Source organism: Geothrix sp. 21YS21S-4, assembly GCF_030845995.1.
GTDB lineage: Bacteria > Acidobacteriota > Holophagae > Holophagales > Holophagaceae > Geothrix.
On sequence record NZ_CP132719.1, the window covers coordinates 519,361 to 540,940 of the forward strand.

Genomic DNA, 21,580 nt, shown 5'->3' on the forward strand with positions numbered 1-21,580 from the left:
AGGTCCGCCGATCCGGCGGCAGGCCTGGCCTTGCGCGGACGGGAGTGGCGATGAGTTCCCTGCGTCTCCCCGTCCAGATCGGCAGCGTCCGCCTCATGGAGCCCCTGGGCGAGGGCGGGATGGCGCTCGTCTTCCGGGGAGAGGACCGCTTCCGGGGCGAGTCGTCGGCGGTGAAGCTGCTCCGTCCGGAGGTCCACGGGGACACCGAACTGGTCCGCCGCTTCCTGCGGGAAGGGGAGGTGCTGACGCGCCTTTCCCATCCCCACCTGGTGGAGATCCAGGCCTACGGACGCAGCGGCTCCTGGCCCTACCTCGTGATGGAGCTGCTTCCCGGCGGCAGCCTGAAGGCCTGCCGCGGCGAGGCCCCCGCTTCCATCGCACGCCGGCTGGTGCCCGTGTGCGAGGCCCTGGCGCTGGCCCACGGCGCGGGCGTGATCCACCGCGACCTGAAGCCCTCCAACCTGCTGTTCGCCGCCGACGGCCGCCTCAAGGTGACGGATTTCGGCGTCTGCCTGTGGGAGGGGGAAGAAGGACGGACCCGCGTCACCCGCAGCCAGATGGTGGTGGGGACGGTGGGCTACATGGCCCCCGAACAGCACGGCGATCCCCGCCGCGTGGACGGCCGCTGCGACGTCTACGCCCTCGGCGCCATCCTCTACGAATTCACCACCGGCCAGGCCTACGCCCAGATCCAGCTCCCACCGGCCGCCGCCCGCCCCGGCTTCCCTCCCCGCTTTGCGGGGCTGATCCTGCGGGCCCTGCAGCCCGATCCCGCGCGGCGGATCCCGGACATGGCGACGTTCGGACAGGAGCTGTCCACGTGGCTGGAGAGCGCCGAAGCCGCCGGCTGGGGCGAGGAGCCGCTGCCCGGCTACCGGGGCGTGGACCGGGAGATCGCCACCGTGACCATGCCGCGGGGGGAGCTGCCCGAGGAGAGCGGCCCCGAGGTTCGACTGGGCCCCTATCTGGATGCCCTGGCCACCGGCCCCGTGGGCATCCGCCGCTCCGCCGCGGAAGGCCTCTATGTGGCCGCCCGGCCCGCGGACGGCCCCTGGCTGCTGGAAGCCCTGGGCCAGGGGCCGGAGGGCTCGCGGTTCGCCCTGGCGAGAACCCTCGGCAAGGTGGGAAACGACGAAGCCCTGGGCGCGCTCCTCTCGTTGGTGCCCGATCCTTTCGCCCAGCGGGAGGCGGCGGAAGCGGCGGCCCACCTGGCCCGGCGCACGAACCGGGAGGCGGAGGCCCTGGCGGTCCTCAAGGAAGCCGGGTTGGGTACCGTCTGGCGGTGGCTCCCTCGGGCGCTCCTGGGCGACGCGAGTTGGGCAGAGGCGGTGGTCGCGGCCTGGCCGGACCTGGCGCAGCCCTTCAAGGTCCAGGCCCTGGAGGCCGCCCGCAGCCTGCCGCCGGAGCTCCGCGCGCGGGTGAAGGGCGGGACGGGGGACGCCACCGGCAGCGCCCGGCAGGCCTGGGACGCCCTCTGAGACGGGGGAGCGGGCGCCGGGCTACCATCGCAGCTTCTCGCGGGGAGGGCCCATGCTCCTGATGTTCATCCTCATGGCCTTCGCCATCGGGCTGGTGATCCCGCTCCAGTCCGCCATCAACGGGGCCCTCCGGATCACGCTCAGCAGCGGATCCGTGCTGGCGGCCTTGGTCTCCTTCGCGGTGGGCACGGTGGTCCTCGGCCTGGCGTCCTGGCTCACGGGCCAGCCCTTCGCCACCCTGGGCGGCCTGTCCCGGATTCCCCTCTGGCAGTGGGTGGGCGGCGCCCTCGGGGCCTTCTTCGTGTTCGGGTCCACCCTGCTGGCCCCGCGCATCGGAATGGCGGCGATGATCTCGCTGATCGTGGCGGGGCAAGTGTGCTCATCCCTGGCCTTCGACCACTTCGGCTGGGTGGGCCTGCCCGTGCGCGGCATCTCGGGCGTCCGGATCGCCGGGGCGGCCCTGATCCTGGCGGGGGTCCTCCTCGTGAACTTCGGGGACCGCTGGCTGGGCGCGCGGCCCTAGGCCAGGAGGGGGACGGGCAGGGGAGTGCGGCGGTCCCAGGTCCGGGCGGGCACCGCCACGGGGACGGACGGGGCGAAGGACCCGACCAGGCCCAGTTCGGGGAACTCCAGAGGCACGTCGAACCAGGGCGTCATCCAGTCCCGCGCGAACACCCACAGCCCGTCCGACGCCAGCCCCGCACTCCCCCGATCCAGGAGGAGCCGCAGGTCCGCGTGCATCCGACCGCAGCGAGGGGCGTGCAGGTTGACGATGGAAGTGGCCTTGAGGTCCGCCAGGAGGGCGGGCCGGTCCAGCAGCAGGTGGGCCACCTTGCGGCCCTCCACCCGCTCCGGAAGCGAAACCAGGTGGAATCCGGCCGCCCGCTGGGGAAGCCCGGCGCGGAAGGTCAGGTCCGCCTCGGCTCCCGCCTGCTCGAACTGACGCCCGAAGAAGGCCTCCATGGCGGGCCAGGCGGTCCGGTCCGCCTCCACCACGAGGACCCTCACGCGTCCCACGCGGACCCGCGGGTCAGGCCGTCCGGCCGCGCTGGGCCACGCGGTCCAGCACGTCCCAGACCTCGTGGCACTCCTCGCAGGCGGACTGGGGATCGCCGCAGGGGAAACCCTCCACGCCCATGCCCTGGCAGCGGGGGTTCCGGAAGAAGAAGAGCAGCCCGTCGAGCGAGGCGTGCATCCGCTCCCGCAGGGCCGGATCGGGCAGGGCGCGCAGGCTCTCGATGAGCTTCCACTCCGCGGGGCTGAGGTCGATGGTCGGCATGGGGGACTCCGGCGCCCCAAGTATACGGAGATCCTGGATTTTTGCGGCGCCCCGCGAGCTCTAAACGCGGGCCCGAAACCTTTCGTATCCTCCTCGCGATCTCTGACATCCAGGAGGCTCCCATGGCCCTTCCCCGTTTCCTTTCCGCGGCCGTCGCCGCGATTTCCCTCTGCGCGCCCGCGATGGCCCAGACGCTGGTGATCCAGCCCGCCAAGGCGGAGAAGGTCACCGAGACGCGGACGGTCGCCCTGCCTGCGGGTTCTTCGCTCAAGGTGAAGAACGTCAACGGCTTCATCCGCGTGGAAGCCTGGGACAAGGAGGAAGTCCAGTTCACCGGCGAGTTCAAGCCCGGCAGCAAGGACGAGCAGGTGAAGGTGGTCCTGGAATCCGGGAAAAACAGTCTGGAAATTCGCGGGGAATACCCCAAGCGCGAGGAGCGGGATTCCTCCCGCCCGCCCGTGTGCCAGATGACGCTGAAGGTGCCCCGGCGGGTGTCGCCCACCCTGGAGAACGTGAACGGCGAGATCGCCCTCACGGGCACGCGAGGGACCGCCAACCTGACCACGGTGAACGGCGGGATCCGCGCCGTGGATCTCCAGGATTCCCTGAAGGCCACCACCGTCAACGGCGGCATCGCGCTGGAGCGCGTCCATGGCGCCCTGAACCTCCAGACCGTCAACGGCGGCATCAAGGGCTCGGCGCTGGACGGCCAGGGCAAGGGCCTGAAGGCGGAGACGGTGAACGGGGGGATCCGCCTCCAGATGGCGGGACTCAAAGGCCGTTTGAAGGCGTCCACCCACAACGGCGGCATCACCTTCAACGCCAAGGGCGCGGAGCAGGTGGAGGCCACCCGCCGCCGCGTCACCGCGGTCTTCCCCGGCAGCGACGAGGAACTGCGGCTGGAGACCGTGAACGGCGGAATTACCTTGGATTGAAAGGAAAAGCGATCCGTAAGGGGCCGGTTTAGCCGGCCCCTTTTCATGGGCCCACATCAAATCCCGGCGCGGGTTTTTGATATTCGGATTGACTTGTCTTTATTTTGATCCATGCTGTTCCGGGTGCGGGATCGGACCCCGCACGCCGGATGGATACCCCCGTGAGCGGAAAGCGTCGCCTGTTCCTGTTGAGCGTTCTGGCCAGCGTCTTCGCGGGCGTGTTCCTGGGCTCCGGCACCTACACCTTCCTGACCGCCCATGGGACCTCCTACTTGTCCAACGATCCTTCGGTCTGCGTGAACTGCCACATCATGCGCGAGGAATACGACGGCTGGCGCCACGGCTCCCATCACGCGGTGGCCGTGTGCAACGACTGCCATCTGCCCCACGACAACCCCGTCAGCAAGCTGTTCGTGAAGGCCAGCAACGGCTACCACCATTCCAAGGCCTTCACCCTCCAGAACTTCCCCGAGCCCATCCGCATCAAGCCCTCCAACGCCGAGGTGCTGGAGAGCAACTGCCTGCGCTGCCACGGCGGGCTGGTGGGCGAGATCACCGCGCATGGGACCCTCGGCGTCCCCACGGATCCCACCCAGAAGGCGGACCTCTACGGCTGCGTCCGCTGCCACCAGGAGGTGGGCCATGGGCCGACGCGCTGACAGGCGAACCTGCCGTACCCTTTTCCGATCCACCCTTTGACGCGTAGCCCCCACGCGGGAGGACCCCTCCGATGACCGACAATCCCACTCCCCTGCTCTCCCGGCCGGTGGTCCGGATGGGCCTGCTCGCCGCCGGCGCCGCGCTGGCGACCGTCCTGGTGATGTCCCTCTACGCCAACATCTCCACCCGCAAGGCCGAGGCGCTCCAGACCAGCCTCAAGCTGGTGGACCTGGACGAGAAGACCGTCGATCCCGCCGTGTGGGGGAAGAACTTCCCGCGCCAGTACGACGCCTACCTGCGCACCGCCGAGAAATACAGCACCAAGTACGGCGGCGCCGGGAGCGAGGGGCTGCCCAAGAGCCGGATCCTGGAGGATCCCCGCCTGGTGACGATCTTCGACGGCTACGCCTTCGCCATCGACTTCAACCAGCGCCGAGGCCACGCCTACATGCTGGACGACCAGCGCACCACCAAGCGCGTCACGGATCGCCCGCAGCCGGGCTCCTGCCTCCACTGCCACGCGTCCAACACCGTGGCTTTCCGCGAGCTGGGTCTGAAGGGCGGCGCGCCGGGCACCCTGGACGAGGCCTTCGGCAGCCCCAACGCCCAGGCCCAGTTGATGGCGGGATTCGAAGCCCTCTGCAAGATGCCCTACCAGGAGGCCACGGCCCTCGTGAAGCATCCGGTGGCCTGCATCGACTGCCACGAGCCCAAGACCATGGCCCTCCGCGTCACCAAGCCGGGCTTCATCCGGGGCATCGACGCCCTGGCCCGCAGCGGCGAGCCCGTCCCGCACCTGCCCTCCATCGAGAAGTGGCGGAAGGGCGACCGTACCACCGCCTACGACGCCAACCGCGACGCCTCCCGCCAGGAACTGCGCTCCATGGTGTGCGGGCAGTGCCACGTCGAGTACTACTGCGGCCCCAAGGTCACGCTGTTCTTCCCCTGGAACAAGGGCCTGAAGGTCGAGCAGATCGAGGCCACCTACGACGACTACAAGTTCCCCGACGGCCACCGCTTCTTCGACTGGAAGCACGGCCGGACCGGCGCCGAGGTCCTCAAGGCCCAGCATCCCGAATTCGAGATGTGGAGCCAGGGCATCCACGCCCGCTCCGGGGTCTCCTGCGCCGACTGCCACATGCCCTACAAGCGCGAAGGCGCCCTCAAGATCAGCGACCATCAGGTACGCAGCCCGCTCCTCGACATCTCGCGGTCCTGCCAGACCTGCCACCGGTTCCCCGAGGACGAGCTGAAGGCCCGCGTCACCGCCATCCAGGACCGCACCAAGGCCCTGATGGACCGGGCGGAGGACGCCGTGGTGAACCTCATCAACGACATCGACGCCGCCAAGAAGGCCGGCGTGGACGACGCCAAGCTCAAGCCCGTGCTCGAACTCCAGCGCAAGGCCCAGTGGCGCGTGGACTTCGTCAACGCCGAGAACTCCATGGGCTTCCACGCCCCCCAGGAGGTCGCGCGCATCCTCGGCGAATCGATCGACTACGGCCGCCAGGGCCAGGTGCTCCTCCGCGACCTACAGGGCGGCAAGGTGGCGAAGAAGTAGGGAGAAGGGGGAACCGCAAAAGGGCCGGCTTTGCCGGCCCTTTTGCTATCGGTACCTTCCCGCCATCTCCTTCAAGACCCCCGTCAAATGGGTCCGCAGCGCGGGCGGCTCCAGGACTTCCGCGTCGGCGCCCAGCTGGAGGATGAAGCGCGCGGGGCCGGAGGGCTCGGTGGCCTGGAAGGCGAGGAGGACCGTGCCGCCCTTCTCCTTGTGGACGGTGACGGAGGGCAGGGCGGGGGGCGCGTCCAGGAGGGCCTGGGGCCAGTTGGATCCGCCCACGCGGACCTTCACGTGGAACGGGGCGCCGGGGCCGAACCAGCCGCCGATCTGAAGGTCGCGGGCCTGTTCCAGCGGGCGCTTGTCGGGGATGAGCCCGCGCTTGGCGAGGCTCCGGGCCTCGGCGATGCGGGCCAGGCGGAAGGAGCGGACTTCCTGCTTGGCCGCGTCCCAGGCCAGGAGGAACGCCCCGCCGGAGAACACGTCGTGGGTGAGGGTGAAGGGGACCGCGGTCCGCGTCGTGGTGCGGCCTGTGGACGCCGCGCGGTAGGTCAGCTCCAGCTCCCGCGGGCCGTCCGAATGGCCCAGGGCGAGGAGGACCTGCGTGAGCATCACGGTGTCCAGGGCCTGCTGGTCGTCGGCGCCGCCGCGGACGCACACGTGCGTCTGGAGGGTGCGGAACAGCTCCCGGTCCCGGGTGCTCAGGTGGCTGTCGGCCAGCGCCCGCAGCCCCTCCAAGTGGTCGAACCACAGCTCGGTGGCGGTGCCCTCCAGCGCCATCAGCGCCACCTCCATCGCCAGGCGGGCGTGGGGCGTGATCCGGCTGTCCCAGGAGGGGCCCTTCTCCAGGGTGAAGTGGATGACGGGAGGACGGCCCTGGCGGCCCTTCCCGAAGCGCGCGCCCTGTTCCTCCAGCAGGCCGATGGCCCGGTCCACGGTGCGCAGCGCGGCGCCGCCCAGCTTGCGGCTGAGCGCGGCCTTGGTGATGCCGGCCTCGCCCGCGTCGCGGACAGCGTCTAGGACGGCCTGGACCCGCTCCGGCTTCACCAGGCGGCTGCCGTCCGGACGGGCGGATTCGGGAACCTTGCGGGGGGAGATCCGGGCCATGGCAGCCTCCGGGACCATGATTGGTCAGCCACTGTCCAGAGGCAAGGCGTCAAGCGGACCCGGGAGCCCCATCGCCGCTACTCTGGAGGCCCATGGCCCGGCTCCACTATTCCAACCGCACCGAGGCGCTGCTGGAGCGGCTGGCCGAAGGCGCCGCCGCCCATCGGGCCGCGGAGGGCCCCTGGGAGCCCCTGACGATCGTGGTGCCCAACCGCAACGTCCAGCTGTGGCTCCAGCGGGGGCTGGCGGACCTCCTGGGGATTGCGGCCAACCTCCGCTTCCTGTTCCTGGACCAGCTGTGGCGGGACTCCCTTCCCGTCCAGGAGCCGCCCCTGCGCCTCTTGGATCGTCCCGCCATCCAGGGCCAGCTTCTCGTCCTGTTGGGGGAGGCCGACGTCCTGGCGGGAACGGCGTTCGGCGCCTACCTGGAAGGCGATCCCGGCGGCCGCAAAGCCGTCCAGCTCAGCGGGCGGCTGGCGCGGCTCTTCGAGGAATACCTGCTGTCGCGCCCGGACTGGATGGCCCGCTGGGAACAGGGTCGGGCGGTGGGCGAGGATCCTCGCGAGGCGTCCCAGCGGCGGTTGTGGCAGGCCCTCCGGACCCGGCTGGCGGGCGCGCAGGAGCGATGGCTCGCCCTGCCGGAGTACGTGGGCTCGGACCTGTTCCCGCGGGGGCGGTTTCCCGCCACCATCCACGTCTTTGGTCTGTCCCAGATGGCGCGCGCCTACCACTTGGCGCTCCGCCGCTTGAGCCTCCTCCGGCCCCTGGATCTCTACATCCTGAATCCCTGCGAGGAGCTGTGGGAGGACGTCGTCGATCCCCGGGAGGCCGCGCGGATGGCGCGGGAGGAATCGGAGGATCCCTACGGCCTCCTGGCGGCGGATCACCTCGGACTGCAGCGCTGGGGGCGGCCGGGCCGCGAGAACATCCGCCTGCTCAACGACCTCGTGGACTGCGATTTCGAGGACCACTTCCGGGAGCCGGACGACCCCACCCTCCTGGCGCGCCTCCAGTCGGACCTGCTCCATCGGGCGCCCACGGTTTCCGCGGAGCCTCCGCTGCCTGCGGACGACAGCGTGCGCGTGCAGGCCTGCGCCAGCGAGCGACGGGAAGCGGAGGCGGTGGCGTCCGCGGTGTGGGAGCGGGTCCGGACCGGCGGCGTGCGGTTCTCCGACCTCGCCGTGATCGTCCCGCCGGGACGGAAGGCGGAGTACCTGGACCATCTGAAGGCCGCTTTCGAGGCCTGCCACCGCATCCCCTGGGTGGCCGGCGACGAGGCCACTCTGCGAATGGCGGAGCTGGTGGACGGGGCCGCGAGCCTTCTGCGGCTTCCCCTGTCGGATTTCACGCGGGCCGAGGTCCTGGAGCTGGTGGGCCATCCGGCCCTGGCGGCCCGGCATCCCGGTGCGGCCGGGGACTGGGCGGGCCTCTGCGAGGAGCTCGGCGTCATCCGCGGACTGGAGGCCTGCGGGGCCGCGGAGGCGCCCGGCGACCTGTGGACCTGGTCCATGGCCGCGCGGCGCCTGGCGCTGGGCGCGGTGCTGCCGCCGGGCGAGGTGGATTTGGATGGGCGGATGTCCGATCCCGTCCTCCCGCCCGAGCAGGGCGCCGCCTTCCTGGCGCGGGTGGAAGGGCTGCTGGCCGACGCGCGGCGGCTGCGGGATCAGCGCCTGTCGCCTTCGGCGTGGGCCGCCCAGCTGGCCCTCGTGATGGGAGCCCACATCGGCGATCTCCAGGCCGATGCGGCGTCGGTGGCCCGCATCCAGCGGGGACTGCTGGGGCTGGCCTCTTTGGAAATCGCCGGACTGCCGGTTCCCGTCCTTCCCTACGCCGCGGCGCTGGACCTGGCCCTGGAGGCGCTCGAAGGGCTGAAGGCCGACCGCGCCGCCTTCGGGCAGGGCGTGATGGTGGCCAGCTACGCGCCCATGCGGGCCCTGCCCTTCGACGCCATCTTCCTCATGGGGCTGGGGGAGGGCGTCTTCCCCGGGCAGGACGCGCGCAACCCCCTGGACCTGCGCAGCGGCGGGCGCCGCGCGGGGGATGTCTCCCGGCCCGAGCAGGACCGCTACCTCTTCCTCGAGAGCCTGCTGTGCGCGCGTCGGCACCTGCACCTCTCCTTCGTGCGCCGCGACGTGCTGGACGGTGCTCCGTTGGAACCCTCGCCGCTGCTCGACGATCTGAAGGAACTGGTGACGGCCGCGGCGGGACCGAAGGGCTGGGCGGCGCTGGGACACGCACCGCCCGTGGACCGCCACGATCCCAAAGCTTTCGCGCCAGGCGGTCTCCCCGAGTTCAATCCGGAGGCCCTGCGCGAGGCGCGGGCGGCGGAACGGGGCAAGATCCATCGGCCGGAAGCGCCGCCTGTCACCGCGCCCTTCATTCCGGACCTTGCCTCGCGGCGCCTCACCTTCGGTCAGCTCCGCAAGTGGCTGTGCTGTCCCCTCCAGGGCAGCGCCGCCGTCCGCCTCGACCTGCGGGCCGAGGACGAGGGCGCGGAGGAGGCCGCTGCCCGCGAGGAGACGCCCTTCGAGTCGTCCCTGTTCGACCGCCGCGCGTGGGTGCGGGAGGCGTTCTGGGAAACCCTGGCCGGCGAGGACGCGGATCGCGCCCTGCTGCGGGGGTGGCGCCGCCGCGTCGCCGCGGCGCGGGCGCCGGTGGGGCCCTTCGCCGAGGCGGAGCTCGTCCGCGCCCGGGTTCTCCTGGGCGGATGGCGGGCGCTGTGGGCCGGCGGGCTTCCCCGCGTGCCACGCTTTGGAAGCGGGCCTTCGGGGGGGCTGCCCGCGGAGGACCATCCGCCGTTCCGCTGGGGCCTGGACGGATCGGAAGGGAGCTTCCGGATGGAGCTGGAAGGCGCCCTGCCGCCGCTGGGTGAGGAGGGCTTCCTCTTCCTTTCCGAGTCCGAGCCCCCCAAACCCGGGCGCCCACCCCAGGACGGCGACGCCCGCGCCCTGCTGTCGGCCTGGGTGGGCCAGGCTGCGCTCCGGGCGCAGGGACTTCCGGGCGCGGCCCGGGCGGTGGTCCTGAGCGTCCGCGAAGGCCGGGCGGCGCGGTGGAGCCTGCCGCTCCCGGACTGGACTCCGGAGACGGCGGAAGCGAAGCTGCGCGGGTGGTGCGGGGACCTGCTGGCGGGCGATCCCGGGCCGCTTCCTCTGGAAGCCCTCCTGGCCGGAACGGAGGATTTGGAAGCGTGGATCGGGAAGGCCCTGGAGGAACCGGAACCGCGCTTCTCCAGCCTGTGGGGGCCGATCCCCGCGGCGGCGCTTTCGCCTCCCGCGGCCGACTGGGCGGACCGCGCCGAGCGGCGGCTGGGGGATTTCCTCCGGGCGTGCCGGCAGGCGGGAGGCGACGCGTGAGCGTCCCGTTCCGCTTCGCCCGGCCCGCGGTCCTGGATCGCATTCCCGCTCCCTTCGCCGTGCTGGAAGCCAGCGCGGGGACGGGGAAGACCTACACGCTGGAGCACCTCGTGGCGGACCGGGTGCTGGCGGGCATTCCGCTCGAGCGCATCCTGGTCGTCACCTTCACGGAAAAGGCGGCCCTGGAGCTGCGGAGCCGCATCCGCGCCCTGTGGAATCGGCTGCTTTCGGAGGAGGCACCCGAGGCGCCGGAAGATGCGCCCTGCTGGATCCTGGATGGCGCGGCGGGGGAGCGCGTGAAGGCCGCGCGGGCGGCCATGGAGCGGGCCACCGTCGCCACCATCCACGGCTTCTGCCAGCGGGTGCTGCAGGAGAGCGCCCTGGAGCGCCGCAGCCTCTTCGATCAGACCCAGGCCGACGCCCGCCAACTCTTCGACTGCGCGTGGCGGGACCTCCTGCGGGGGGAGCAGGAGGCCGAGCTTCGGAGCCTCCTGGCGCGGGCGCTGGGGGCGGGCTGGAGCGTGGAGGCCCTGGGGCACCTGCTATGGGAGGTCCACCGCGAGCGGGCGGAGTTGGTTCCGGGACCCGACGCGCTCTCCCGATTCCGCCGGAGCTTTCCCGCCGCAACGCCGGAAGTCAGGGACGAGATCCGCGCCGCCTGGGCCGCGGCGAAGGTCCGGAAGGACGTGGCCGAGCGGGCGGGAACGGCGCTGGATGCCGTGGCGGCGCTGCTGGCCGCTCCGCTGGAGCCCTGGGAGTTCGTGCGGGAATGGGATGCCCTCAAGCTCACCAGCCTGCGATCCGCAATGGCCAAGGCGGTTGGAGAAGGACCGGCAGCTCAACTCGCCGCATGGCTGGCGGAGGCACCACCCACGGAGGAATCGGTGCTGGCGAACGCCTTCCTGGAGCCGGTGCGGGCGCGGCTGGAGGCCATCAAGGCGGCGGAGGGGCTGTTCGACTTCGATGACATGATCCTCCGTGTCCGGGACGCGCTGGCGGGCCCCGGCGGCGAGGCCCTCGCGGATCGGCTGCGGGAGCGGTTCCAGGTGGCCCTCATCGACGAGTGCCAGGACACGGACGCCGCCCAGTGGGAGATCTTCCGGACCCTCTTCCACCGCGAGGGCCACGAGCTGGTGCTGGTGGGCGATCCCAAGCAGGCCATCTACGGCTTCCGCGGCGGCGACCTGCCCACCTACCTGGGGGCCCGCGAGCTGCTTGCTCCAAGGGGATCCGCCGTGGAGCTGGGCGAGAACTTCCGTTCCACGGCGCCCCTGCTGGCCGCCTGCGAGCGGATCTTCGCCCATGAAGGGTTCTTCACCGGGCCGGTGGGCTTCCGGCCCGTGGCCTGCGGCCGTCCGGATCTGGGACTGGAGGACGCGCAGGGCGCATCCCTGCCCCCTTTGCGCGTGATCCGCGTGGAGACTCTGGACGGCGGAACGCGCCTGTGGCGCCGGGTGGCCGCGGGGCTGGCCCGCGAACTGCGCGATCTGCTCGCCTCCGGCGCGTGCTTCGGACCCGGAGGAAATCGACAGCCGTTGTCGAACCGGCATGTCTTCGTTCTGGTGGGCAACGCGTCCGAGGGACGGCTGATGGCGGAGGCCCTCGGTGCCGCTGGGCTTCCCTTCGCGTTCTTCAAGCAGCGCGGGCTGTTCGGAGGGCCGGAAGCACTCGCCTGGCTTCACCTGCTCCGCGCGGTGGAGGCTCCCCGCGACCGGGGCCGTCTCGCCCGAGCCCTGCTCACGCCCTTCTTCGGCGCGAGCGTGGCGGACCTGGACGCGCTCCGCGACTTGCGGGAGGACCATCCCGCCCTCCAGCGGCTCCGCGCTTGGGGCGAGACCGCCCGGCGGCGGCGCTTCGCGGACCTGGTGGAGCAGGTGCTGCGGGAGAGCGCCGTGGCGGAGCGCGTGCTGCTGCGCAACGACGAGCGCACCCTCGTGAACCTCCGCCACCTCGGCGAGCTGCTGGTCCGCGCGGCGGCGGAACGCCACGGCGACCTGGCCCTCCTCATCCGCCAGCTCTCGCGGTGGCGGAAGGGGCTGGACTTTCCGCCGGGCGAGAACGGCGACGAGCAGCGGCTGGAAGGCCGCTCCGACGCGGTGCAGATCCTCACGCTCCACGCCGCCAAGGGACTGGAGGCGCCGGTGGTGGCGGTCTTCGCGCCCAAGGCGGGCCGGGCCTCCGCCCTCCATCGGTTCCATGGCCCTGACGGCGCGCGCCGGCTCCACCTGGGTCGTTCGCCCGAGGGCTCGGACGCCGAAGCCCGGATCGAAGCGGAAGAGGCCCAGGAGCAAGAGCGCCTGATGTACGTGGCCCTCACCCGCGCCCAGGCTCAGCTGGTGGTCCCCTGCTTCGTCGTGGACGGCGCGAAGGGGAGCGGCCCCGTCCACCCCAAGGGCCCGTTGCGGGTCCTTAACCGCGTCCTGAGGCCTCTTCTGGAGGCAGGGGAGGATCCGGCGTTTTCCGTGGTGCCGCTCGCCGAGCCCCAGGGCGACGCTTTCGCCGAGGCGGAAGAGCGGCCTGCCGCCGAACCCGCCTCCGCCCTGCATCCGCCCCGCCTCGATCCGGAGGCCCTTCGGGCCGCCGCGCGGCCTCGGCGCGCCACCAGCTTCACCGCGCTCCAGCGGCGGCTGGAGGAGGTCCGCGCCCCGGAGCCGGAGGATCCCGAGCCGGACGCTCCGGACGCGGCGCCCGACGGCCTGCCGCGGGGCCGGACCGTGGGGACCCTGCTCCACGAGCTGCTGGAGGCTCTGGATCCTGCGGCCCTCCCCGGAGACTTCGACGGCTGGTGGGGCGATCCGGGCGTTCGGGAATCCGTCCTCCGCCGCGCGGCGCTGGCGGGACTGGGGCCCGACGCCGCGCGGGAGGCCGCCCGGCGGGCCTTCCTAGGGTTCACCACGCCGCTGCCGCTGCACGAAGGCGCCGCGCCCCTCGCCGCCGCGGACCGCCTGCTGCGGGAGCTGGACTTCCTGACGGGACTGCCGGGCAGCGCGGATTTCCTCGGCGGTAGCCTGGACGCCCTGTTCGAGAAGGACGGCCTGGCCTATGTCCTCGACTGGAAGAGCAACGGGCTGGCGGACTACGGCTCGGCGGCGCTGGAGGCCTGCGTCGCCGAGCACTACGCCCTCCAGGTCCGCATCTACACCCTCGCCGCCCTGCGCTTCCTGGACATCCGCGACGAGGCCACCTACGAGGCCCGGTTCGGCGGGGTGCGCTACGTATTCCTGCGGGGCCTGCCGGCGGCAGGCGTGTGGACCTGCCGGCCCACGTGGACCGAGGTGGGGACATGGGAGCGGGACCTGGCCGCAACGGCGGCGGAGGCGTTCCGTGGCTGAGTTCCCCAATCCCCTGGGCGCCCTCGCGGGCCGCGGCTTCGCGCCGGAAGCGTGGCTGCGCGCCGCGGGGGATCCGGCGCCGATCCTGTTCGCCTGGGAGTTGGCGCGGATTCCCGCGGACCTCGACGCCCGGGAGCGACGGAAGCTGCACCTCCTCCTGAGCCTGCTGCTGACGGCTCAGGCCCAGGGCAGCACCCGCCTGCCGCTGACCGGATCGCAGATGGAGGAACTGCACCGGGCCTTTGGCGAGGCGCCCGTGGACTGGGCCGCCTTCCTGGACGACCCGCGCCTGGAGGTTTTGGTGGGCGGGCCGGAGGCGGGGCGGCCCCTGGTCCGTTGGGATGGCGCTCTCGCCACCCGTCGTCTCGTGACCGCGGAAGCCCGGGTTCGGGAGGTCCTCCGCGCGCGGGCGGCCCGGCCCGCGCTCTCCGTCGCGGTATCGGACGCGGTCCTCGCCGCGCCCGTGCCCCTCAATGCCGAACAGCGCACCGCGGTGGCTGCCGCCGCCCAACTGCCCCTTGCCGTGATCACCGGCGGGCCGGGGACGGGCAAGACCTCCATCCTGGCGGCGCTGCTCCGGACCCTGCTGGAAGCGGGGCTCGAGCCGGAGGCCATCGTCCTGGCCGCGCCCACCGGGAAGGCGGTCCAGCGCATGGGGGAGGCCGTGCGGCGCGTCCGACCGGGCGGGGAATTGCCCGAGCCCCTCACCCTCCACCGCCTGCTGGGCTGGGATCCGCGGTTGCGGCGCTTCCGGCGCGATGCCGAGAACCCCCTGCGGGTGGACGTCCTGGTGGTGGACGAGGCCAGCATGATCGGGCTGGAGCTGATGGACGCCCTCTTGGCCGCGCTTCCCGCCGCCGCGCGGCTGGTGTTGGTGGGCGACGCGGACCAGTTGCCCTCGGTGGAGGCGGGAACCGTGTTCCGCGATCTCGTGGCCGGGCTGCCCCAGGCCGTATCCCGTCTCCTCCACAGCCACCGGCTGGATGCCGCCGATCCCGGAGGTCGCGCCATCCTCGAAGCTGCCCGCGCCATCGGCGAAGGCCGGGGACCGGACCTGCCGATGGACGGCGGGGATCCGGAAGCGCCGGGCATTCGCGTCGCTTCCGGCGACGATGCGGGACTTCGTCTGTTCCTGCGGAGTTGGTCCGAGCGGCGGCCGGGAGAGCTGCCCCTCCTGCAGGGCGAAGGAGGCGGCCTGGACGCGGCCTCCGTCGCCTTGCTCGAGCGCCAAGTTACGGGCTGGGAGGCCGCGCGGCTGCTGTGCCTGCTGCGGGAAGGCGGACTCCGATCCGTGGCGGGCCTCAACGCCCACCTCCACGCGGAGCGGACGCGGGCTGCCGGACCGCGGGGAACCGACGCGCCGTTCCTTCCCGGCGAACCCGTCCTGGCGCGGCGGAACGACTACGGCCGCGGCCTGTTCAACGGCGATCAGGGGATCGTGGGCCTCGTGCGCCGCGACGGCGCGCCCCGCCTGGAGGCCCTGTTCCTGCGGCCGGATGGTCCGGCGTGTTTCCCCCTGGACGCGATCCAGGGGAGCCTGGAGCACGCCTACGCCCTCACCGTGCACCAGGCCCAGGGCTCGGAGTACGACCACATCGCGCTCGTCCTGCCCGGGGGCGATCACCCGCTGCTCACCCGGGAGATCCTCTACACCGCCCTCACCCGCGCCCGGCGGAGCGTGGCCGTCCTGGGGAACCCCGGGCTCCTGGCCATCGGCGCCGCGAGGCCGCTCCAGCGCGCCGGCTCCCTCGACCTGGAGGGCTGATCCCCCAAGCACGGGTGTCGTCCGAGAGACACCAGACACACCCCGAACCGCGTGAATCGTGCACAGAGCTTTTCTTGGTGTCTTCGCGCCTTGGTGGTGATCCTTAGTCTTTTAATGCAACGCGGGATCAGCGCTCCGGAAGCCACAGCTCTTCGAAGGGCGTGGGATTCCACACCGGGAGGGACTGCAGGATCGCGTGGCCGCCGGCGTAGAGAAGGCTCCACAGGGCCGCGCGAAGCGGGGGTTCTCCGAGGCGGGCCAACGGCAGTTCCACGGCGGACTCGTGATCCCATTCCAGGATCCGGTTCAACCGGCGGAGGCGGGTCATGAATTCGCCGTGGGCGAGGCCGGCGGCGAAGGGCGTGTCCTCGGCGACCGTTTGCTCCCGGGCGTGGTAGAGGCCGCGCCCCGCGTCGAGGTTGAAGCGGGAGCCCCCCAGGATCTCGGGTGGGACTGGCATCCCCGCCGGATCCCAGGCCAGTCCCGAAGCCGCGACGGCCAGTTCCGCCATCCAGTCCCAGGGCGTGCCCGTGCTGCTGAACCAGCCGGCGGTTGGGTGCGGCTCCGCCAGCAGACCGAAGGCCACACCCTCCGCGCGATTGCGGAGCCGGGCGTAGCTCAGGGTCCCCCAGTCGGGCGCGGTCAGGGCGGGCCGGTCCTGGAGCCTCGCGGCCCGCTGGATGAGGAGGTCCCGGAGGGTGGAAGCCATGGGTGAGTGTCGCAAGGCGAGGTTGAGATTCGCAAAATTCCTTCTTCAACCCCTCGTGGAGAGGCGGGGTCAGTGGGGATGTCCGCGGCCTTTTCCGTTCCTGGAGGTTCCCATGCGCCCTGCGCCTCGCCCCCGCTCCGTCCTCGCGTCCCCCTTCGGCCTTTCCGCGCTGGCCCTCGTCCTGGCCTGCGGTGGGGGCGGCGGTTCCTCCGCCCCCACCGTCCCCGCGTCGGGTTCCGCGGCGATCATCCTCACGGACGCGCCCTCGGAACAGTGGTCGGCGGTGGAGGTGGTCGTCACCCAGGTGGCCCTGCTCAACAAGGCGGACCACACGAAGGAGGTGGTGGCCTTCCAGGGCGCCACGGCGAAGCTCAATCTCGTGGACCTGGACAGCGTGGGCGAGCTGCTGGCCTCGGCCTCCCTGCCCATCGGCACCTACGACGCGGTGCGGATCACCATCGATCCGGCCAGCGTCAACCTGGTGAAGGCCGACGGCACCGCCGTGCCCGCCGCCCAGGTCCACGTCCAGGGCGCCAGCGCGGTGGTGAGCCTGAGCTCCGACCTGGTGGTCACCGCCTCGGGAAGCAATGCCGTCCAGCTGGACTTCGATCTGGCCCACCCGCTGTTCCTGGTGCAGCTCCCCGACGGGAGCTGGGTCCTCACCCTCCAGGTGAAGCACCGTCCCAACGACGGGGGGATAGCGGGCGTGGCTCAGCTGGTGTTCCGCCACCGCCGCGGGACGGTCGCCTCCGTGGGCGCGTCGAGCTTCGTGCTGCATACGGACAGCGGCAACGACCTCACGGTGAACGCCGACGCTGGGAGCTTGTTCTTCAACGCGGACGCGAAGGCCGCGGGCAGCCTGGCGGGCCTGTCCGCCGGGAAATCCGCGCTGGTGTCCCTGCGGATGCAGCCCGACGGCAGCCTGTGGGCCGTGCGGGTGTGGTACAGCGCCGCCGCGCTTCCCGCCTGGACGCCCGAAGGGCACGTCTACGGCGTGGACCGCGCCGCCGGCCGCCTGCTGGTGAGCACCAACGCGGCCCTGCCGCGGCCCATCCTGATCGATGCCGACACCGCCTTCACCTTCCGGAGCGGCTCGGCGCTCGGTACGGGGACCGCCGCCCTGGCGAACCTGTGGACCGGCTTCAAGGTCCAGGTGGAGGTGAAGGATCCGCTCCAGGCGCCCATGCACGCCCAGTCCGTGACCGTCCAGCGGGCAGTGGACGGCGGGGCGATTGCGGCGGCGGGCGGGACGGGCTTCACCTACCAGCACCCCCTGGCAGGGGACCGGACCTACGCCTATGCGCCCTCTTTCAGCTGGTGGTACCTCGGTCTTCCCGGCGCGGCGTCCTCCAGCTCCGCCGCTTTCGCCGCGGCGGTGACGGGGGCCGGGGACGTGCGCTCCCAGGGGCTCAGCGACCTGGCGTGGAACGCCGGCACCGGGGCCTGGGATGCCGCCGCCACCGTCCTGGTGCCTGTGGCGCTTCCGCCGGGGACGCTCAGCACGTCCTACAGTGGCGGGCAGGTGGGCTTCACCTTCACCAATTCCGCCTCCGTCGCGCAGACCGTCACCGTCAGCTTCAACCCCACGCCCGGCCTCCAGCCTGCTGTGGTGGAAGTGGCCAAGCAGGGGAGCGCGATCACCGTCTCGCCCGTGGCCGTCGACGCCTGGGCCGCCAAGCTGGTGAGCCCGGCCAAGGCCCGCGTGGCCGTCGTCCCCAAGCCCGACGGCACCTTCGCCGCCTACAGCGTGGCCGTGTTCACCGGGTTCTGAGGCCGCTTCGCCTCACGCGAAGGCCGTCAGGGCGCCCACGGTGAAGGCGGGGTGGCGATCCATGAGGGGGCGCGGTGGCGGGAGATGGTCGACGCTCGCGAAGCCCGCGTGGCGCAGGGCCGCGGCCCAGGCCTCGGGCGTCAGGAATCCGTGGCGGGGCCGCCAATCGGGATCCAGGGCCACCTCCGTGAAGCTTGCGACAAAGGTGAAGAAGAACTCCAGGTAGAGCGGCGCGTCCAGATTCGGCTTCAGGCACTCGCCGAGGATGAGCCGCCCGCCGGGCTTCAGGCGGCTACGGAGGTCGCGGAGGGTGGCGCCCAGGTCCTGGGCCGCGTGGACCACGTTCACGCCCACGATGGCGTCCAGGCTTTCCGCCGCGATGCCCTGATCGCCGCAGGGGCGGTTCAGGTCCAGGGACTGGAAAACCAAGGGCAGGCCCGGCGCTCCGGCCTCCAGGTCGCGCTGGGCGCGGCGGAGGAAGGCCGGCGCCACGTCCGTGAAACGGTATTCGCCGATGCGCCCCAGCCAGTTCTCCTCGGCGGCGCGGGCGGCCACCAGGCGCGCGAAGGATCCGCCGCCGCCGCCCACTTCGAGGATCCGCGCTCCGAGGGGCAGGCCGTCCCGCAGGGCGAGGAGGGTGAGCAGGTTGTTGGGGAAGTAGATCCGGTTCTCGTTCCGGAAGTAGGCCAGCCACAGGGGAAAGAGGGACAGCCCGAACAGCAGCTCGTCGCCGTTCTTCCCTTCGGTGAAGAAGGGGCGGATGCGGGTCCGGACGCCGTCCAGGAGGTCGAAGTTGGCGCCGTGGCCCGGCGCCTCCGCTTCCGCCGCGGCCCGGAGGCCCGCGAGGTCCAGGTCCGGCCGCCCGTCCAGGACGTAGGTCTCCCCTTCCCGGCGGAGCAGGCCCTCCGCCGCGAGAAAGGGCAGCATCCACGCGAGGGGCTTCCGCACCTGCGCCGGAAACCCCTCGCACAGGGCATCGAGAGAGGCGCCCCGCCGGAGCGCCTCTTCCCAGCCCAGGTCGAGCAGGAGCAACAGGCAGGTGCGGGCGGTGTACCGCTCCGACGCGCGGTGCAGCACGAGGAAGGGGCGATCGAAAAGGGGGGCGATCTCCGCGCCGCGCGGCCCCAGCAGATCGGGGCCCGGCGGGGCCGCGATGGGGCCGAGGCGGCGGGGCATCAGTCCATCATCTCGCTGATGCTGCGGCCTCCGTGGATGCGCAGGATCGCGTCGCCGAAGAGGGCGGCGGTGGAGAGCACCTTGAGGTTCGGCAGGGCCTTGGCGCGCTCCGCGGAAATGGGCACGCTGTCCGTGACCACCAGCTCGTCCAGGCCCGCGGAGGTGAGCGTCTCCACGGCATTTCCGGAGAACACGGGATGGGTGACGCCGACGCGGACGGTGCGGGCGCCGAACTCGCGCAGGATGCGGGCGGCCTCCTTGATGGATCCGCCGGTGGCGATCTCGTCGTCGTAGATGATCGCGTCCTTGCCCTTCACGTCGCCGATGAGGGCCACGCTCTGGGCCTTCTCGGAGTCGTCGAAGCGGCGCTTGTCGATGATGGCCATGGGCACGGACAGGCGCTTGGCGAAGTGGCCCGCGAACTTGGCGGCCCCGGCGTCCGTGGCCACCACCACGGCGTTGGAGAGGTCCTTGGTCCGGAAGTAGTTGGTGAGGATGGGCGTGGCCAGGAGCTGGTCCGCGGGCTTCCGGAAGAAGCCCAGGATCTGCGGGGCGTGCAGGGTCATGGTCAGCACGCGGTCGGCGCCGGCGGTCTCCAGCAGGTCCGCTACCAGCCGGGCGGTGATGGAGATTCGCGCCTCGTCCTTCTTGTCGCTGCGGGCGTAGGGGAAGTAGGGCAGCACCGCCGTGATGCGCGCCGCGGACGCGAACTTCAGCGCGTCGATGAGGATCAGCAGCTCCAGCAGGTTGTCGCTGACGGGCGGACAGGAGGTCTGGATCACGAAGACGTCGGACTCGCGGACGTTCTCCTCGATCTTCACCTTGATGTTCTCGTTGGAGAACCGCGTGACCTTCAGGCGCCCCAGCGGCATGCCCATGTGCGTGGCGATGCCCCTCGCCAAGTCCGGGTGGCTGCTCCCGGAAAAGACCTTCATCTCGCCGAACATGGATCCCCCGATCTCGAATCCAGTGTAGCCGACCGCTCCCGTGGAGGTCGTCACAGCGAATGCTGTCGGAACCGCGAAAGGCGCGAAAAAACGCGAAAGACGGGCTGCGGAAGCGCCGCCGCAGCGGGCGTTTCCCCTTTTCGCGCCCTTTCGCGTTTTTCGCGGTTCCGGTGCTCTAGACCTTTCCGCCGCCGACGCGCTCGATGCGGGCGCCGACTTCCTGGAGTTTCCGCTCCAGGCCGGCGTAGCCGCGGTCCAGGTGGTAGATGCGGTCCACGATGGTCTCGCCCTTGGCGACGAGGCCGGCGATGACGAGGGCGGCGCTGGCGCGGAGGTCCGTGGCCATCACGGTGCAGCCGGTGAGGTCCGCGGGGCCGGCGATGATGGCGGTGTGCCCGTCGGTGCGGAGGTTGGCGCCCAGGCGCTCCAGCTCCATGGCGTGCTGGAAGCGGTTCTCGAAGATCCCCTCGTTGATGACGCTGATCCCGCAGGCCTGGGTCATCACGGCCATGAACTGGGCCTGGAGGTCCGTGGGGAAGCCGGGGAAGGGCAGGGTGGTGGCGTCCTTGGAGCGGAGCTTCTGGCCGGGCTCGCGCTGGATGCGGAGCTGGCGGCCGTCCTGCCCCTCGCGCTCGGTGATCACGCAGCCCGCCCGCTCCAGCAGGTCCAGCAGGGCTCGGAGGTGATCCGGCTCGCAGCGGTCCAGGACCACGTCGCCGCCCGCGGAGGCCACGGCGCAGAGGTAGGTGCCCGCCTCGATACGGTCGGCGATCACGGCGTGGTCGCAGCCGCGGAGGACCTCGACACCCGTGACGGTCAGCGTCCCGGTTCCGATGCCCTCGATCTTGGCGCCCATCTTCACGAGCAGGGCGGCCAGGTCGGCGATCTCCGGCTCTTGGGCGGCGTTCCGCAGAACGGTGACGCCGTCGGCCAGGGCCGCGGCCATCAGGATGTTTTCCGTGGCGCCCACGCTCACCTTCTCGAAGGCGTGGTCGATGGCCTTCAGCCGGCCCTTCACCGAGGCGTGGATGTAGCCGTGGCTGATCTCGAGGGTGGCGCCCATCCGCTCCAGGGCCTCCAGGTGGAGATTCACAGGGCGGGCGCCGATGGCGCAGCCGCCGGGGAGGCTGACGGTGGCCTTCCCGAAGCGGGCGAGCAGCGGGCCCAGCACCAGGATGGAGGCCCGCATGGTCTTCACCAGGTCATAGGGAGCCTTGGGATCGTCGCTTCCGGCGCAGGCGAGATCGGCCTTCAACTCGAAGCCCTCGCCTTCGGAGGCCAAGGTGGCGGCGGTGCCCAGGGCCTGGAGGACCTTCACCATGGTGCGGATGTCCGCCACCGCGGGCAGGTTGGACAGGACCACCGGTTCCGCGGTCAGCAGGGCCGCCGCGAGGCAGGGCAGGGCCGCGTTTTTCGCCCCCGACACCCGGATGCGCCCCCGCAGGGGATGTCCACCTTGGATCACCAGTCGGTCCATCGAAACTCCAGCCTTCCAGCGTAGCCCAACCCC

16 protein-coding genes are annotated in these 21,580 nt (G+C 71.7%); 9 read left to right on the plus strand and 7 right to left on the minus strand.

Annotated elements, in window-relative coordinates; all coding sequences use genetic code 11:
* Positions 1–50 precede the first annotated feature (50 nt).
* The gene (locus RAH39_RS02500; RefSeq protein ID WP_306591225.1) at positions 51–1,478 is read left to right on the plus strand and encodes a serine/threonine-protein kinase; all 1,428 of its coding nucleotides are present in this window, start codon (positions 51–53) and stop codon (positions 1,476–1,478) included.
* A gap of 52 nt (positions 1,479–1,530) precedes the next feature.
* A complete protein-coding gene (locus RAH39_RS02505; RefSeq protein ID WP_306591226.1) occupies positions 1,531–2,001 on the plus strand; it encodes a DMT family transporter in 471 nt (156 codons plus the stop codon).
* Here the strand turns inward: RAH39_RS02505 and RAH39_RS02510 are convergent.
* Both RAH39_RS02510 and RAH39_RS02515 read right to left on the minus strand, forming a co-directional pair.
* Positions 1,998–2,486, minus strand: coding sequence for a hypothetical protein (locus tag RAH39_RS02510; RefSeq protein WP_306591227.1), 489 nt, complete (start codon positions 2,484–2,486; stop codon positions 1,998–2,000). The two genes, RAH39_RS02505 and RAH39_RS02510, sit on opposite strands and share 4 nt — an antisense overlap.
* Before the next feature lie 22 nt (positions 2,487–2,508).
* Positions 2,509–2,757: a hypothetical protein gene (locus RAH39_RS02515; protein WP_306591228.1), complete on the minus strand. Its 249-nt coding sequence runs from the start codon at positions 2,755–2,757 to the stop codon at positions 2,509–2,511.
* Between the two features lie 122 nt (positions 2,758–2,879).
* Between RAH39_RS02515 and RAH39_RS02520 the strand changes: the two genes are divergently transcribed.
* From RAH39_RS02520 to RAH39_RS02530, 3 genes are all read left to right on the plus strand, one after another.
* Complete coding sequence (locus tag RAH39_RS02520; protein WP_306591229.1) at positions 2,880–3,692, plus strand: DUF4097 family beta strand repeat-containing protein; 813 nt, start codon at positions 2,880–2,882, stop codon at positions 3,690–3,692.
* A gap of 161 nt (positions 3,693–3,853) precedes the next feature.
* Positions 3,854–4,351, plus strand: a complete 498-nt coding sequence (gene nrfH / locus RAH39_RS02525; protein WP_306591230.1) for a cytochrome c nitrite reductase small subunit — start codon at positions 3,854–3,856, stop codon at positions 4,349–4,351.
* Positions 4,352–4,422: 71 nt separating this feature from the next.
* Positions 4,423–5,913, plus strand: a complete 1,491-nt coding sequence (locus tag RAH39_RS02530) for an ammonia-forming cytochrome c nitrite reductase subunit c552 (protein WP_306591231.1) — start codon at positions 4,423–4,425, stop codon at positions 5,911–5,913.
* Between the two features lie 45 nt (positions 5,914–5,958).
* On the opposite strand, the gene RAH39_RS02535 is transcribed toward RAH39_RS02530, so the two are convergent.
* Positions 5,959–7,017, minus strand: a complete 1,059-nt coding sequence (locus RAH39_RS02535) for a helix-turn-helix transcriptional regulator (RefSeq protein WP_306591232.1) — start codon at positions 7,015–7,017, stop codon at positions 5,959–5,961.
* Between the two features lie 92 nt (positions 7,018–7,109).
* On the opposite strand from RAH39_RS02535, the gene RAH39_RS02540 reads away from it, so the two are divergent.
* From RAH39_RS02540 to RAH39_RS02550, 3 genes are read left to right on the plus strand one after another with little or no spacing between them, the layout of a single operon-like run.
* Positions 7,110–10,370: an exodeoxyribonuclease V subunit gamma gene (locus RAH39_RS02540; RefSeq protein ID WP_306591233.1), complete on the plus strand. Its 3,261-nt coding sequence runs from the start codon at positions 7,110–7,112 to the stop codon at positions 10,368–10,370.
* Entirely contained in the window at positions 10,367–13,702 is a 3,336-nt protein-coding gene (locus RAH39_RS02545) for a UvrD-helicase domain-containing protein (protein ID WP_306591234.1), read from the plus strand. Before RAH39_RS02540 ends, RAH39_RS02545 begins: the two co-directional genes overlap by 4 nt.
* On the plus strand, positions 13,695–15,467 hold the full coding sequence (locus RAH39_RS02550; protein ID WP_306591235.1) for an ATP-dependent DNA helicase: 1,773 nt from the start codon (positions 13,695–13,697) through the stop codon (positions 15,465–15,467). Before RAH39_RS02545 ends, RAH39_RS02550 begins: the two co-directional genes overlap by 8 nt.
* 127 nt (positions 15,468–15,594) lie before the next feature.
* Here the strand turns inward: RAH39_RS02550 and RAH39_RS02555 are convergent, their stop codons facing one another.
* Positions 15,595–16,176 (minus strand): hypothetical protein, encoded by a 582-nt coding sequence (locus RAH39_RS02555; RefSeq protein WP_306591236.1) that lies wholly within the window; start codon positions 16,174–16,176, stop codon positions 15,595–15,597.
* 112 nt (positions 16,177–16,288) lie between these two features.
* On the opposite strand from RAH39_RS02555, the gene RAH39_RS02560 reads away from it, so the two are divergent.
* Complete coding sequence (locus RAH39_RS02560) at positions 16,289–17,947, plus strand: DUF4382 domain-containing protein (RefSeq protein WP_306591237.1); 1,659 nt, start codon at positions 16,289–16,291, stop codon at positions 17,945–17,947.
* A gap of 12 nt (positions 17,948–17,959) precedes the next feature.
* Here the strand turns inward: RAH39_RS02560 and RAH39_RS02565 are convergent, their stop codons facing one another.
* The 3 genes from RAH39_RS02565 to murA form a co-directional block, all read right to left on the minus strand.
* Entirely contained in the window at positions 17,960–19,123 is a 1,164-nt protein-coding gene (locus RAH39_RS02565) for a class I SAM-dependent methyltransferase (protein ID WP_306591238.1), read from the minus strand.
* Positions 19,123–20,070, minus strand: coding sequence for a ribose-phosphate diphosphokinase (locus RAH39_RS02570; protein WP_306591239.1), 948 nt, complete (start codon positions 20,068–20,070; stop codon positions 19,123–19,125). The genes RAH39_RS02565 and RAH39_RS02570 overlap by 1 nt, the downstream gene beginning before the upstream one ends.
* Before the next feature lie 175 nt (positions 20,071–20,245).
* Complete coding sequence (gene murA, locus RAH39_RS02575) at positions 20,246–21,547, minus strand: UDP-N-acetylglucosamine 1-carboxyvinyltransferase (RefSeq protein WP_306591240.1); 1,302 nt, start codon at positions 21,545–21,547, stop codon at positions 20,246–20,248.
* Positions 21,548–21,580: the final 33 nt, after the last annotated feature.

What these genes read in the sequence shown, in the direction of transcription:
- RAH39_RS02500 (WP_306591225.1), top strand. Translation starts at nt 51, where the DNA reads ATGAGTTCCCTGCGTCTCCCCGTCCAGATCGGCAGCGTCCGCCTCATG.
- RAH39_RS02505 (WP_306591226.1), top strand. Translation starts at nt 1,531, where the DNA reads ATGCTCCTGATGTTCATCCTCATGGCCTTCGCCATCGGGCTGGTGATC.
- RAH39_RS02515 (WP_306591228.1), bottom strand. Translation starts at nt 2,757, where the DNA reads ATGCCGACCATCGACCTCAGCCCCGCGGAGTGGAAGCTCATCGAGAGC.
- RAH39_RS02520 (WP_306591229.1), top strand. Translation starts at nt 2,880, where the DNA reads ATGGCCCTTCCCCGTTTCCTTTCCGCGGCCGTCGCCGCGATTTCCCTC.
- RAH39_RS02530 (WP_306591231.1), top strand. Translation starts at nt 4,423, where the DNA reads ATGACCGACAATCCCACTCCCCTGCTCTCCCGGCCGGTGGTCCGGATG.
- RAH39_RS02535 (WP_306591232.1), bottom strand. Translation starts at nt 7,017, where the DNA reads ATGGCCCGGATCTCCCCCCGCAAGGTTCCCGAATCCGCCCGTCCGGAC.
- RAH39_RS02540 (WP_306591233.1), top strand. Translation starts at nt 7,110, where the DNA reads ATGGCCCGGCTCCACTATTCCAACCGCACCGAGGCGCTGCTGGAGCGG.
- RAH39_RS02555 (WP_306591236.1), bottom strand. Translation starts at nt 16,176, where the DNA reads ATGGCTTCCACCCTCCGGGACCTCCTCATCCAGCGGGCCGCGAGGCTC.
- RAH39_RS02560 (WP_306591237.1), top strand. Translation starts at nt 16,289, where the DNA reads ATGCGCCCTGCGCCTCGCCCCCGCTCCGTCCTCGCGTCCCCCTTCGGC.
- RAH39_RS02565 (WP_306591238.1), bottom strand. Translation starts at nt 19,123, where the DNA reads ATGCCCCGCCGCCTCGGCCCCATCGCGGCCCCGCCGGGCCCCGATCTG.
- RAH39_RS02570 (WP_306591239.1), bottom strand. Translation starts at nt 20,070, where the DNA reads ATGTTCGGCGAGATGAAGGTCTTTTCCGGGAGCAGCCACCCGGACTTG.
- murA (WP_306591240.1), bottom strand. Translation starts at nt 21,547, where the DNA reads ATGGACCGACTGGTGATCCAAGGTGGACATCCCCTGCGGGGGCGCATC.